This window comes from Bacillus sp. ISL-46, assembly GCF_018613205.1.
The window spans coordinates 158,610-173,322 of the sequence record NZ_JAGGQR010000027.1 but is presented as its reverse complement, the minus strand read 5'-3'; the positions used below and the strand labels follow the sequence as shown (position 1 = coordinate 173,322).

Genomic DNA, 14,713 nt, shown 5'->3' with positions numbered 1-14,713 from the left:
TAGGGTATCCTACCAATATTGTTTTATTCGCTGAAGGTATTCATTGCAAGTTGAAACATTTTCAACTATTATTAAATTGAATTATTATTGCTTTCCTACTTAAATAGGAAACATAGGGGCAATGGTATTGTTTTTAGGAGGGATTCATTATGAAATTCGAGAATACTGAAATTGAAAAGTTAAAGGCTGACTTAAACCGTTTAGATGAGGTAATGTTAGATCACGGTTTAGTTCGCGAAGGACAATGGGACTACGAACGAGTTACATACGACCGCAAGTTTGAATTAAAAGAAGGGGTATTTTACTTGCGTGTACGGGGTCATGCGGTTGAGGGCGATATTGGTGCGGATAAAGCAACTATTCAATTAATGACACCGCTTTTAGGCAAACATTATTACCCGCATGGTGTAGAATATGGTGAAGGCGAAAGCTTCCCAACTTCACTTGTGAATCAATGTAAAAAGATCCTCGATGAAGTAAAAGCAGAAGTAAGTAAGTTTGCATTATAATCGAAAAAAGACGCATGGTTCTCATGCGTCTTTTTATTATTAGGAAGCAATTTGTTTACAGTCCAAGAATCGCTTTTAGCATAGATGTTGTCTCGCCGCCTCGATAAAATACATAAAGCAATAGGTATACGGCAACACCTGTGATCGCCGTAAAAAACCAAATGAAACTAGTTATCGGGCCGAGCTTTCGATGGATAGAAAGTTTGTTTTTGTATCCTGTCAGGATAGAGACAATGCCGAATACAGCTCCAGTCGTCGCAAGTGTAATATGGAATATTAAAAATATTGTATAATAAATTTTAATATTATCTGGCCCTCCAAATGAAGTATTTCCAATAAAGAGGGTTCTAGAAGCATAGATAATAAAAAAGATTACAGCAAAAATAGCAGCCAAAAACATTGTCTTTTTGTGGGCCTCAATATGTCTTTGCTTAATTTGCCACCATCCAATTGCAACAGTTATAGCACTTAAAACAATAAATGAGGTACTAATAGTAGGTAATATCGGTAAGGAATTCATTTAGACGTCCTCTCTTTTCTTTTATTCTATAATAATAGTAGTTCAACGACTTTTCAAATGATACCCAAGTGATTAAGGCTTATCAGTAAAAAAATCTCCCAGGAGTATGGGAGATTATTTAATGAGCAACGGATTTAATGGTTGCTTCATTTCCTGTTCGGAGTCTGATTGATCTTTACGGTACCATTCGAAGAAAACATGACCAAGAATGACACCATATATAATTTCTTGAATAATTTTCATCAAAACTCCACCAAGCTGCTGATCATGTAGTAATGACATCGAACTAAAAAGTTGTGGACCACTCAAATTTAAACTATCGAAGTTCGCTGATCCCACACATAGGCTCATCACTTGTCCCCAAACATGGGGATCAGAATAGGTTGCATACATTGGTGTATCTGCAAAAATGATTAAGGCACAAGCTGGTGTTAACAGAATCCCATCCGCAAAAATATAACCAACCTTCTTAAGTCCATTTAATGTCTGATGTTCAGGCATCATATTAAGCAATGGCCACCACATAAAGATTGCGACAGCAAACAATAAGATTGAATAGCCAGCATGCAGCCAAGCATTTTGCATGATGTGATCAAAAATGATAGGTACATGATAAAAAGAAAAAAAGCCGTTAAATGCAATTAATGCTATAAGTGGCTTTGTGAAAACCTTAAAAAGCGAATCAATAACGGAAACACTGAAAATTTTTCTCCAAAACCAGTCAGGTACGGCCATGATAAATAGTGGTGGTACAATTAACACTAAAGCAGCCATTTGAATCATATGGACCCAAAACATAAGGTGTGCTAATAAATCAACAGGAGATCCTTTAATGGCATAAAGTAGGATCATTGATAATAAAAACAAAGCTCCTTGTGTTTTCGTTAATGGCTCACCATCTGGAAAAAAGCTTCTGTATTTTGTTGTAAGGACAAAATACCCTACAGTTATGACTATCAAGATTAGTAAAAAATACGGGCTCCAAAGTGCTTTAAAACCGAATATATCTAATGTAAGCACCCAAATCACCTCATTATGATTTAAAAGTATTATTGACTATATTATACCCTTGGCCAAAACGATACGCAAAGAAAATGGAAACAACCCTTGAATAGGTCTAAAAAAGAAAATCGGCCATTAGCCGATTTTCTTTTTTGAACATATTACCACCAAATAATAGTTGAAAACGTAAGAATAGTTATTGCTCCAACCATCACACCAGAGTATAAAAAGAGCGATGGTGCTTCATGTCCTTTATGGCTCATATGCATGAAATAATATAGTTGGAAAATAACTTGAACGACAGCTAAAAGGATAATAAATGGAACTGTAAACCACGCACTAAATCCTTTAATTGCAACAGCCGCAAAAGCAATGAGAGTTAAGAAAATCATCAATGCAAAAGAAACCACTTGATATCTCATCTCTTCTGCATTTTTCTTGCGACGATATTCAATGTCAACTCTTGGGTTACCTGAATTTAATTGTTGATTAGCCATCAGTTTATCCCACCATTCCCATTAAATATACTACTGTAAAGATAAATACCCAAACAACATCGATAAAATGCCAGTATAAACTAAATACATAGAATTTTGGAGCGTTGTAAAGGTCTAAGCCTCGTTTGGAATTTCTAAACATTAATGTTAAACACCATAGTAAACCAAATGCAACGTGTCCTCCATGAAAACCAACTAGTGAGTAGAAGGCAGATCCGAAAGCACTGCTTGTAAATGTATGCCCTTCATGGACATAATGGGTAAACTCATAAACCTCCAGCCCTAAGAAAGCTGCACCTAATAGAGCTGTAAGACCAAGCCAAACCATCATTTTTTTGAAGGCAAAGTTCTTCATATGATACATTGCGTACACACTTGTTAATGAACTCGTTAACAGAAGCATAGTCGCGACAAATGTTAACGGTAATTCAAATAAATCCTTTGCTAAATGATGACTTGAATCAGGAACTTTATCCTTCAATGCAAGGTAAGTGGCAAAGAGAGAGGCAAAAAGAACTGTCTCTCCCCCTAAGAAGAACCAAAAACCTAAGAATTTATTTTTGGATTCAAGGGTTGATTTTTCCGGCGCAGCAGGCCATGTTTCATAGGTAAATTTTTCATCAGCGTGCATTATGCCTTAACCCCCTTATCATCCTCATCAATTAAGTCTTCTTTGTGAATATGAAATCCATGATCGTCTTTCACCGAACGTAAGAACATGGAGCCAAAAGTTACTAATAATCCGATGATCATTACTGGTAATGCCCAAGCCTTATCATTTACATGGTACATTGCACCAAATGCCGCAATGAATAATCCTAGAGCCATCATAAACGGTAAAAACGACGAATTGGGCATATGAATATCACCAAGTGGCTCTGCCGGAGTCATTCCTTTTTTACCATCCATTTTTTCTAACCAGTAAGCATCTAAACCACGTACAAGTGGAAGCTGCTTAAAGTTATAAAACGGTGGTGGAGAAGGGATTGCCCATTCAAGTGTTCTTCCGTCTCCCCATGGATCATTACCAACTTTGACATTTTTCACAGAAGTGATAATGATGTTAAATAACATTACGATAACACCTAATCCCATAAACGCAGCACCTATAGAACTAACCATGTTAGCAGTGTCAAATCCTTGACCAGGAAGGTATGTGAAAACGCGTCGCGGCATTCCCCATAAACCTAAGAAATGTTGGATAAAGAATGTTAAATGGAACCCGATAAAGAACAACCAGAAAGTAATTTTTCCAAGTGTTTCATTTAACATGGTACCAAACATTTTTGGCCAATATAGATGTGTACCTGCAAAAACTGCAAATACCACACCACCCACAATTACATAATGGAAGTGTGCAACAACAAAATAAGTATCATGATATTGATAGTCGGCTGCTGCGGAGGCAAGCATTACCCCTGTTACTCCACCAGCAAGAAATGATGGAATAAACGCCATTGCCCAATGCATAGGAGTGGTAAATTTTACACTTCCTCCCCACATTGTTAAAAGCCAGTTAAAAATTTTAATTCCGGTCGGTACACCAATAGCCATTGTAGCAACTGCGAAAATGGCATTAGCTACTGGACCTAAACCTGTAGTAAACATATGGTGAGCCCATACCATGAAGCCTAAGAAACCGATTAATACAGTTGCAAATACCATGGAAGAGTATCCAAATAATCGCTTTCTTGAGAAAATCGGAAAAATCTCTGAGAAAATCCCGAAAGCTGGAAGTATTAAAATATATACTTCTGGATGACCGAAAATCCAGAAAAGGTGTTCCCAAATAATCGTATTACCACCCATAGTGGCATCAAAGAAATTCGCACCAAACAAGCGGTCAAACATCATTAAAACTAAACCAACTGTTAATGGAGGAAATGCAAACAAAATAAGTGCTGAGGTAACAAATGTAGTCCAAGTAAACAAAGGCATTCTCATATATGTCATACCTGGAGCACGCATGTTAATGATGGTAACAAGGAAGTTAATACCACCAATTAATGTTCCTATACCTGATATCTGTAAACCTAAGATATAAAAGTCTACGCCATGGCCTTGGGAATGAAGTGCAAGTGATGCGTAAGATGTCCATCCCGCATCAGGAGCCCCACCTAAGAACCATGATAGGTTTAGGAATATTCCTCCAAAAAAGAATAACCAAAATCCAAGCGCATTAACAAATGGAAACGCTACGTCGCGTGCCCCAATTTGTAATGGCATTACCGCATTCATAAATGCAAATACAAGTGGCATTGCTGCAAGGAAAATCATCGTTGTTCCGTGCATTGTTATAATTTCATTAAATAATCCAGCACTCACAAAATCATTATTCGGCACTGCAAGTTGGATGCGGATAAATACTGCTTCAAGTCCGCCCACTAAGAAGAAAAATCCACCTGCAATGAGATATAGGATGGCAATTTTTTTATGGTCAACAGTAGTTAAAAAATCCCATAAAGTTGCGCCAAATCCCTTTTTTTGAGCATAGGTACTCACAATTTTACCTCCCTTTCAACCAATTCCCCATTTATTCCTGGGCCTTTAACCCCATTAAATAGTCTGCTAAAGCATCGAGCTGTTTTTCAGACATTTCCGGGTATTTTCCTGTCATCATGTTACCTGGTTTGTATGTTTCTGGATTACGAATCCAATTTTTCAACTCTTCTTTATTATGATCCAAAACACCGGCTACACGAGATCGTTCACCAAAGTTTGATAAGTTTGGTGCTAGACGTGCTGTTTCAGGCATTTTGTTTGATGGTGTTACAGCATGACAGCCAATACAGCTTTTATTAAATAGTTCTTGTCCTTGTGCCGCTGAAGCTGTTTGGGCTTTTTGTGGTTCTTTAACATTCTGCATCGATGTTACCCAAGCGTCAAATTTGTCCCGGCTAATAGCTTTTACTTTAAAATCCATTAGAGCATGGGATGGACCACAAAGTTCTGCACATTTTCCATAGAAAAGATTTCCTGCTTCGTTTGCTTTTTTATCGTCAAACTCTAACCAGAATTTATTAATATTCTCAGTATTAGTATCTAACTTTCCACCTACTGCTGGAATCCAGAATGAGTGTTTCACATCAGATGACTTCAAGTTAAAATATACCTTTTCATTTGTAGGAACAACAAGTTCCTGGCTTGTAACAATCTTTTTGCCTGGATATTCAAAGTCCCACCAATATAAGTGTGACCGAACATTAATTACAAGTGCCTTTGTATTTTTCTTATCCATTGGAGATACATCAGCAAGTTTAAAGGTTGCGGCCACAGTCGGAACGGCAAGAATTAATAGTAAAAGAATCGGCACAACAGTCCAAATAATTTCTAATTTGTGACTTCCTTCTACTTGTTTTGGGATTCTGTCATCCCTTCTTCTAAAACGGACCAAGATCAAAACGAAAATGATCGCAACAATAATAATAACCCCAACCATGATTAAAGTACTTAACTTCATTAAATCATATTGCGTTTTCGCAACTTCACCGGCAGGCTTTAACGTGGAAAGGAACGGTTCGCCACATCCGGAGAGTACAAGCGCTAAAATCGCAAATAACGATATTAAACGCCACTTTGCAAGCCTTTTCATAGCTTAATCAAACCCCTCTTTCACTAATAAATTCTTAAAAACATTTGGTGGATCAAAGAAGTATGTAGTAAGACTGTTTCCTTCACTTTCATCCAGAAACAATCATTTGCAAAACTAAATTAATGTAACTATAACCATTGCTACAAAAATAATAGTTAAATATTGCAAAGAGTAAACAAACATTAGTTTTGCCCACTTTATGTCATCTTTGATTCTATATCCATAAATCCCTAATGCAAGCCACCCGATATTTAGTACGATAGCAAGTATTAGAAATGGGATTCCTAATTTGGTAAGAAAAAATGGGATTGGCTGAAGTGCAGCAACCCAAAGGATTATGTGAATTTTTGTAGTTTTAAAACCCTTCACTACAGGTAACATTGGGATCCCAGCTGCTTTATATTCTTTAACCCGTCTCATCGCAAGCGCATAAAAATGCGGAGGCTGCCAAACAAACATTAGCACAAACAATGACCACGCCATGATACCGAGATTAGCATCTACTGCTGCCCATCCGATTAGTGGTGGTACTGCTCCTGATATGCTCCCAATAATAGTGTTGGACACCAATTGCCGCTTTGACCACAATGTGTACAGGAAAACATAGCTAAAAACTCCAAGCAGTCCAATTACTGTTGCAGTCATCGTAGTAAAGAATAAAGACAGTGTTCCCAGTCCAATAAGTAAAATACCTAATACGAGAACTTTTATTGGAACTACTTTCCCTGTTACAGTAGGTCTTTCTTTTGTTCTTTCCATTAAATGGTCAATGTCACGATCAACATAATTATTGATTGCACATGAGCCTGCAATGATCAGTGACGATCCTGCAACTGTAAAAAACACGATATCTAAATTGTTTAGAAAGCTTTGTCCTGAAAAGTGTAGTGCAAGCCATAACCCCGTAAAGGTAGTAATAAGGTTGGAATTTACAATTCCAATTTTGATAAGAGCCATAAAGTCTTTCCATGCAGAGGTTTTTATATTGGCTTGCAAGCTCGCAGCGCCATTATCAATAGCAGCTTCTCCGAAGGCCTTAGAGTTCGACATTTGGTTTCTCCTCCTAAACCTAAATAACAAATATTCATCATTTAAGTAAGTGATAATTGATACTTAATTTATATATGCCCTCATTTGTAAAAAAAAGGAACGTTTTCAGAAAAATTCTATTAATTATTTTCGACATAATAAAAAATCAGCTTTAAAAGATAGTGCTAATTAAAACACTTTCTCTGTATATTAAATCACACTTTTAGTTATTTTTGTGAACTTTTTTTGAATAATTTTAGACTAAATTGTGACAAAGTTCATTTTATCGTTACTATCTTAGATTTTTATGGATTTATAGTTCCATTTATGCAAATTATCCCCTGAACTTATAAAAAATCCTAGTGTCTGCATGAAGAGTTTAAAGTTAATTCCTCTTACACCTAAAAATGAATAATTCTAATTAAACTACCACTAATATATTTCTAACAGACCATTAGCTAAGTTTCTACGGTTTTCACTATAATAATAGTGAAAACTTTTTATTATTCCGCATCTGTTTTTATTGATTTAAGTTATCTTAAAATCTATACTTAATTTCTGTTCTTTTTCGACTTTATTCGTTATGATTAATAGGGAATTTAATAATCGAATTACTTTCCAATCTATTATACTGTCAGGTTTATCCAATGACAAATTATTGAACTTTTTAAGAGGTGAATTTTTTGCGAAGATCTTTGAAATGGTTGGCTGTTGCTACTACCATCGGAATGATATTTATCTTAATTGGCGGAGCACTAGTCACAAAGACTGATTCTGGAATGGGATGCGGGAGATCATGGCCGCTTTGTAACGGTAAATTTCTTCCGTTGGAAATTACTCCAGAATTAGTTATTGAGCTTGCCCACAGACTTGTCTCTGGAGTAGTTGGAATGATGGTTCTAATTCTTTCTGTTTGGTCATGGAAGGCGATAGGACATATTAGAGAAACGAAATTTCTTTCCTTCCTTTCCTTTTTCTTTTTACTTTTACAAGCATTAATCGGGGCTGCTGCAGTAAAATGGGGACAATCTGGTTTTGTACTCGCATTACATTTTGGTATTTCACTTGTATCCTTTTCTGCTGTGTTATTGTTAACACTTCTAATATTTGAAATTGATAAGAGATTTGATGCAGAAAAACTATATATCGATAAGAGAATGGGGTTTCATATTGTCGGTGTTTCCATTTATAGTTATCTTGTCATCTACACTGGCGCACTCGTACGTCACACTAAATCAAGTTTGGTTTGTCGAGACTGGCCGCTATGTTTAAATGACGCTCCTTCCTTGCCTTCCAATATGTACGAATGGGTGCAAATGGGACACAGAGCCGCTGCTGGATTAATCTTTATCTGGATTACTTACATTCTTTATTTGACTGTTCGCCATTACAAAAACCAAAAAGTTCTTTATTGGGGCTGGATTATTTCATTCATCCTTGTTTCATTACAAGTGATTGCAGGAGCTTTGATTATTTTTAGCAGCTTAAATCTGTATATCGCCCTGCTGCACGCCTTCTTTATTACTTGTTTGTTTGGCGTCCTAAGTTATTTCCTTTTGTTATATTCTAGATCTAAAAAAAATAATCTATAAAAAAGCTGCCAGGGATACCCACTCCCTGGCAGCTTTTTTTATTACGCTTTTGTTAATTCAATTAAAAGGTCACCGGTTAATATTGCCTCACCACTTGTGACATAGATATCCTTTATAACGCCTGAAAAAGGTGCTTGAACTGTAGTTTCCATTTTCATCGCTTCGGTAATCATTAAATGATCGCCACGTTCAACCTTTTCCCCTTTTTCAACGACAACTTTGACCACAGTTCCCGGCATCGAGGCAGCAAGGTGATTTTCGTTTTTTGGGTCTGCCTTCAGCCTAGATACCACCGTAGATTTTATGTTCTCATCTTTAATGAAGACTTCACGCGGTTGACCATTTAACTCAAAATAAACGACCCTCGTGCCATCAGCTTGAGGATGACCCATAGAGACAAGTTTAACAATTAATGTTTTTCCCGTTTCTATTTCTACCTCTATTTCTTCACCCAATCGCATTCCATAAAGGAACGTAGGAGTGTCTAGTACTGAAATATTTCCATACTGTTCATCCATTTTAATGTACTCCATAAATACCTTTGGATATAAAGCATACGAAATGATCTCAAAAGACGTTACCTGTCTGCCAAGTTCTTTATACAATTTTTCCTTCAATTTTTCAAAATCAACCGGTTCAAGCAACTCACCTGGACGAACTTCGAGTGGTTTTTTACCTTTTAATATAATTTTTTGAAGTTCCGCTGGAAAACCTCCATATGGCCTGCCAAGAAATCCTTCAAATAATTCAACGACAGAATCAGGGAAATCTAACATATGCCCCTTTAAAAGGACATCTTCCTCACTTAAATCATTTTGAACCATAAATAGAGCCATATCACCTACAACCTTTGATGAAGGCGTCACTTTTACAATATCACCGAACATAATATTAACTCGTGAATACATTTCTTTAACTTCATCCCAACGCTCACCGAGGCTTACTGCTCTTGCCTGTTGTTGGAGATTGCTATATTGCCCACCTGGCATTTCATGTTGATATACTTCAGTGTGAGGGGAAATCATTCCGCTTTCAAAATCCTGATAATACTTACGGACATCCTCCCAATAATACGACAATTTTTCTAGTGCTTGGATATTTACTTTTGGTTTCCGTGGATTCCCTTCAAGTGCATAAAATAACGAATTAGCGCTAGGCTGAGAAGTTAGGGCTGCCATTGTACCCAATGCTGTATCAACAATATCCACTCCACCATCAATTGCACGTGCATAGGTATAGAGACCATTTCCACTTGTGTCATGCGTATGGAGATGTATAGGAATATCAACGGTTTCCTTTAACTCAGAAACCAGTCTGTACGCTGCTTCAGGTTTCAATAAGCCTGCCATATCCTTAATTCCCAGGATGTGGGCGCCTTGTTGTTCCAGCTCTTTGGCCAAGCTTTTATAATAGTGAAGATTGTATTTCGACCTTGTCTCATCTAAAATGTCCCCTGTATAACATATCGAAGCTTCGGCAATTTTACCGCTTTGACGCACCGCATCAATTGCAACTTCCATACCTTTTACCCAGTTTAAGCTATCAAAAATTCGAAAAACATCAATTCCAGCTGAAGCAGATTGGTCAACAAATTCGCGAATCAAATTATCAGGATAATTTTTATATCCCACAGCATTGGCCCCACGTATTAACATTTGGAACAGTACATTTGGAATTTTCCTGCGTAGAGTTACCAATCTGTCCCATGGATCTTCTTTTAAGAACCTGTAGGCAACATCAAAAGTTGCTCCGCCCCACATTTCAAAAGAGAATAAATCAGGTAAAAGTTTTGCAGAGGGCTCAGCTATATGAAGAATATCAGTCGTCCGCATACGGGTTGCTAATAGTGACTGATGAGCATCCCGAAATGTTGTATCCGTTAATAAGACCTGCTTTTGATTCTTCACCCATTCCACAAGTCCATTGGCACCATACTTGTCAAGAATTTGCTTCGTCCCCTCTTGATACGGTAAATCATAGGGTAAATTAGGAATTCTTGGCTTCGGAAATACTGGTCTCTTCTTCTTTTCAATACCTGGAAACCCGTTAACAGTGACCGTGCCGATGTATGACAGCATTTTAGTTCCGCGGTCCTTTCGGAATGGGAAAATGAACAGTTCCGGTGTTGTATCAATGAATGAAGTATCATATTCGCCATTCCTAAACTTCTCATGCTTCACAACATTCTCTAAGAACGGGATATTTGTTTTGATCCCTCTAATCCTGAATTCCTGTAAATTTCGAACCATTTTTGATGCAGCTTGTTCAAAGGTTAACGCCCATGTAGAAAGCTTTACTAATAAAGAGTCATAATACGGTGTAATAACAGCTCCTTGAAAGCCATTTCCGGCATCAAGACGCACCCCAAAGCCGCCCCCTGAGCGATAGGCCATGATTTTACCGGTATCAGGCATAAAATTATTAAGGGGGTCTTCTGTTGTTACCCTTGACTGTATTGCAAATCCATTCATTTGAATTTTTTCTTGAGGTGGTATACCGATAATTGGACCATGTAATTCGTGCCCTTCTGATACCAAAATTTGCGTCTGCACGATGTCGACTCCTGTTATCATCTCTGTTACAGTATGTTCCACTTGTACACGTGGATTTACTTCTATAAAATAAAAGTCATTTCCTGAAACCAGAAACTCTACCGTACCTGCATTTAGGTAATCAACATTTTTCATCAATTTTACGGCCGCCGCACAAATCCTTTCTCGCAACTCATCAGAAATAGAAACACTTGGAGCAACCTCCACTACCTTTTGATGGCGTCTTTGAACAGAACAATCGCGGTCAAAAAGATGAACAATATTCCCATGCCGATCACCAATGATTTGCACTTCGATATGTTTAGGACTTTCAATTAATTTTTCAAGATAAACTTCATCATTCCCAAAAGCGGCTTTCGCTTCCGACTTTGCTCGTTCAAATGATTCACGGATTTCCTCTATGCGTTTAACAATTCTCATCCCGCGCCCGCCTCCGCCAAGAGAGGCCTTTATGATTATGGGTAACTTGTGTACTTCCACAAAGTCTTCAACATCACTGACCTCTGTTACGGGACCAGGACTACCAGGAATCACTGGTATTCCAGCTAGCTCTGCTTGATGCCTTGCTTTTACCTTATCTCCAAACATATCAAGTTGTGTAATGGACGGACCGATAAAAATAATCCCTTCTTCTTCACATCGCTTGGCAAAATGAATATTTTCTGACATAAACCCATAACCTGGATGAATGGCATTTGCACCGCTTTTTTTGGCTATAGCAATGATGCCATCAATGTCTAAATAGGCATCAATTGGTTTTTTTCCTTCCCCAACCAAATAAGCCTCATCCGCCTTATAACGATGATAGGACCCAGAATCCTCTTTCGAATAAATTGCAACTGTTCGAATATTCAGTTCAGTACACGCGCGAAAAACCCTTATCGCTATTTCTCCCCTATTGGCAACCAACACTTTATTTATCTGTCTTGTCATTTAAAGCACCTCATATTCTATGTATTTTTAAAAACGCGAAGAAGCAAATATTGTCCTTCGCGTTTTGATTAAATATAGAAAACCTTGCCATCTTTTGATTGATTCCTATTAGTGACTTGATCCTGTTTATTTTTATATTTTTTTTCATATTTCGAGAACATAGAAACATTTACAAGTATTCCTGTCGCTCCCGCAAGCATCAAGAGTGATGATCCTCCGTAACTAATAAATGGCAGCGGTACACCAGTCAGTGGAATTAGCCCAGAAACTCCTGCTAGATTGATAAAGGACTGAATCCCAATCATACTCGAAATACCAATAGCAAGCAGACTACCAAAGGGGTCCTTACATTGTAAGCCAATATAAATTCCCCTTAATACAATATAAAAAAGGAGAATCATAACGAATCCTACACCCCAAATCCCTAATTCTTCCGCAATTACGGCCATAATGAAATCCGTATGTGATTCCGGCAGATAACCAAGCTTTTGAATACTTTTCCCGAGACCCAACCCATTTACTCCACCAGAACCGATGGCGATATAGGAGTTTGCCAAGTGAAAACCTTCATTATTTACATATTTATCAGTAAAAGGATTATCTAATACAGCAAAACGACTTAGTTGTTCGTCAGAAAAAAACTTCCCCCAGGAAACTAAAATAAGCGGCAGAAGGACAATAAGCGCCAAAATAAGTAATTTACCGATACTTTTAAAATTCATCCCAGAGCATAAAACAATCATACATGCTATGGCTATGATAATAGAAGCTGTACCGAAGTCAGGTTGAAAAATGATAAGTGCACATATGATAAAAAGATATACTAGAGGCGGGAGAACACCTTTGTTAAATTGATTGATATAGGCTTGCTTTTTCGCATAAACGGCTGCTAAATAAATGATGGCTGCAAGCTTGACAAACTCCGATGGTTGAAATAAGAAAGTGCCAATGGAGTACCAGCTTTGCGCATTATTTTTTTCTACCCCAAATACAAATAATCCTAATAGAGATAAAATAGATGATAGCACAATCAATACCAGAACTTTTTTGAACATCATGATCTTATATGGAATAATTGCTGCGATAAGGAAGATCACAGTAAAAATCATCAGCCATACTTTTTGTTTTTGGTAAAAATAATCAGGTGGATAACCATACCTTTGAACTGCGGAAGCCATGCTTGAGCTATAGATCATAACAAGTCCAAATATACACAAAAGGATGGTGGCAATAATTAATGAATAATCATATGATTTCAATATTTTTTTCAGCATTTAAAAAGTCCTCATTTTCAATATTGATTTTTATCACCCTATTATAATAGAAAATAAACAATTTTACTTGAGGAAAAGTTAATTTGTTACAACAATTTAATAAAGAATATTCTGAAATAAGGAAAGTGATGAGCCCGTTTTTGTTTTCTTGAAATAATAAAAAACCCAAACAATTAACATGGATTGTTTGAGTTCTTTGCTACTATTTCCTTAACGATGAATCGTGAAGCGCTGATAATTCTCTTTCTAATGTATCTAGAATTGCCTTACCATCTTTACTATCTATTAAGCCTAACCGAACAGCAAAATCTATTTCTCTTGATAAACCAAACATTTGTGTATCCAATACCTCTTCATAAAGAGGGCATTGAGGCATCGTGAGATTGTCCATTTGCACTTTGATTAGCTTTAATATTTTTTCAGCGTCAGCCTGTAGTAAGGCATATGCTTTATCCTGGTGATTCACGATCATTTCAGACGCCAACATTGATCCCCCCATTTCAGAGCGATAATTCAACTTATCTATAAATTTTACCGTTTACAAAGGAAAATTGCAAGAACTATGAAGTGGATTGCACAAAGGAGTTTGTTTAAAACGGCAGCTATTCAGACAGGGTGTATCTTCTTACGGAACCTGCTTTTACTATTATGACATTTTGCCCAAAAAAAGTTATACTAATTATGCAAGGATTTAGGGGGAATGCAAAATGGAAAATATCATTATCATATCTGGAAAAGTGAAATATTCGATCACGCTTGATCCAGGTGTGTGGATTTTCGACGACCGACGAGTTGATTTAACGACCTTTTTTTCAACAAAATTAGAGAGTACCAATTCATTAGATGAATATACTAAAGCTGTTTCTAAGCATTGGGACCGTGAAATTATGGAGGGTGCAATTTATCCTCCTACATTGAAATCTGAAAAGAAATTCGAGAAGGAAAAGGTGTTAACTGGTACCTTTGGTATTCCATTGAAGCCTTTTTTATTAAATTCGGAGCCTGCTCGTGATGCTCACACTTTTGTAATTCAGAGCACAGAGGGGGACTATGAGTACCCTCTTGAAACAGCCTATGATTTTATATTGGGTTTCTCCGATAAAGGTAAACCACTTACGTTAGATGGTCCCGTTCATGTCTATTTAGGTGATGGTTCAAATCAACAAAGTCCAATTAAAAATATAAAGAGTTTTATCATAAAATAAGACGGGTG

13 protein-coding genes are annotated in these 14,713 nt (G+C 37.0%); 3 read left to right on the top strand and 10 right to left on the bottom strand.

Annotation, left to right across the window (positions count from 1 at the left end):
• The first annotated feature begins 149 nt into the window (after positions 1 to 149).
• Positions 150 to 509 carry a YugN family protein gene (locus J7E67_RS15910; protein WP_214732325.1) on the top strand — a complete coding sequence of 120 codons (360 nt, stop codon included), beginning with the start codon at positions 150 to 152 and terminating at the stop codon, positions 507 to 509.
• 55 nt (positions 510 to 564) lie between these two features.
• On the opposite strand, the gene J7E67_RS15905 is transcribed toward J7E67_RS15910, so the two are convergent.
• The 7 genes from J7E67_RS15905 to cyoE form a co-directional block, all read right to left on the bottom strand.
• On the bottom strand, positions 565 to 1,029 hold the full coding sequence (locus tag J7E67_RS15905; RefSeq protein WP_214715929.1) for a DUF420 domain-containing protein: 465 nt from the start codon (positions 1,027 to 1,029) through the stop codon (positions 565 to 567).
• A gap of 114 nt (positions 1,030 to 1,143) precedes the next feature.
• Positions 1,144 to 2,049: a cytochrome c oxidase assembly factor CtaG gene (gene ctaG, locus J7E67_RS15900; RefSeq protein ID WP_214715928.1), complete on the bottom strand. Its 906-nt coding sequence runs from the start codon at positions 2,047 to 2,049 to the stop codon at positions 1,144 to 1,146.
• 143 nt (positions 2,050 to 2,192) lie between these two features.
• Positions 2,193 to 2,528 carry a cytochrome c oxidase subunit IVB gene (gene ctaF / locus J7E67_RS15895; RefSeq protein WP_214715927.1) on the bottom strand — a complete coding sequence of 112 codons (336 nt, stop codon included), beginning with the start codon at positions 2,526 to 2,528 and terminating at the stop codon, positions 2,193 to 2,195.
• Positions 2,529 to 2,532: 4 nt separating this feature from the next.
• The gene (locus J7E67_RS15890) at positions 2,533 to 3,159 is read right to left on the bottom strand and encodes a cytochrome (ubi)quinol oxidase subunit III (RefSeq protein ID WP_214715926.1); all 627 of its coding nucleotides are present in this window, start codon (positions 3,157 to 3,159) and stop codon (positions 2,533 to 2,535) included.
• Positions 3,159 to 5,030, bottom strand: a complete 1,872-nt coding sequence (gene ctaD, locus J7E67_RS15885; protein ID WP_374102984.1) for a cytochrome c oxidase subunit I — start codon at positions 5,028 to 5,030, stop codon at positions 3,159 to 3,161. The genes J7E67_RS15890 and ctaD overlap by 1 nt, the downstream gene beginning before the upstream one ends.
• Before the next feature lie 31 nt (positions 5,031 to 5,061).
• On the bottom strand, positions 5,062 to 6,120 hold the full coding sequence (gene coxB / locus J7E67_RS15880; protein WP_214715925.1) for a cytochrome c oxidase subunit II: 1,059 nt from the start codon (positions 6,118 to 6,120) through the stop codon (positions 5,062 to 5,064).
• Positions 6,121 to 6,234: 114 nt separating this feature from the next.
• Complete coding sequence (gene cyoE, locus J7E67_RS15875; protein ID WP_251026798.1) at positions 6,235 to 7,170, bottom strand: heme o synthase; 936 nt, start codon at positions 7,168 to 7,170, stop codon at positions 6,235 to 6,237.
• A gap of 662 nt (positions 7,171 to 7,832) precedes the next feature.
• On the opposite strand from cyoE, the gene J7E67_RS15870 reads away from it, so the two are divergent.
• The gene (locus J7E67_RS15870) at positions 7,833 to 8,741 is read left to right on the top strand and encodes a COX15/CtaA family protein (RefSeq protein WP_214732324.1); all 909 of its coding nucleotides are present in this window, start codon (positions 7,833 to 7,835) and stop codon (positions 8,739 to 8,741) included.
• Positions 8,742 to 8,782: 41 nt separating this feature from the next.
• On the opposite strand, the gene pyc is transcribed toward J7E67_RS15870, so the two are convergent.
• The 3 genes from pyc to J7E67_RS15855 all read right to left on the bottom strand — a co-directional run bounded on the left by pyc (position 8,783) and on the right by J7E67_RS15855 (position 13,984).
• Positions 8,783 to 12,226, bottom strand: a complete 3,444-nt coding sequence (pyc, locus tag J7E67_RS15865) for a pyruvate carboxylase (protein ID WP_214732323.1) — start codon at positions 12,224 to 12,226, stop codon at positions 8,783 to 8,785.
• A 68-nt stretch (positions 12,227 to 12,294) separates the two neighbouring features.
• Complete coding sequence (locus tag J7E67_RS15860) at positions 12,295 to 13,500, bottom strand: FtsW/RodA/SpoVE family cell cycle protein (protein WP_214715921.1); 1,206 nt, start codon at positions 13,498 to 13,500, stop codon at positions 12,295 to 12,297.
• A 202-nt stretch (positions 13,501 to 13,702) separates the two neighbouring features.
• Complete coding sequence (locus J7E67_RS15855; protein WP_214715920.1) at positions 13,703 to 13,984, bottom strand: Fpa/YlaN family protein; 282 nt, start codon at positions 13,982 to 13,984, stop codon at positions 13,703 to 13,705.
• A 223-nt stretch (positions 13,985 to 14,207) separates the two neighbouring features.
• Between J7E67_RS15855 and J7E67_RS15850 the strand changes: the two genes are divergently transcribed.
• Complete coding sequence (locus tag J7E67_RS15850; protein ID WP_214715919.1) at positions 14,208 to 14,705, top strand: peptidyl-prolyl cis-trans isomerase; 498 nt, start codon at positions 14,208 to 14,210, stop codon at positions 14,703 to 14,705.
• Positions 14,706 to 14,713: the final 8 nt, after the last annotated feature.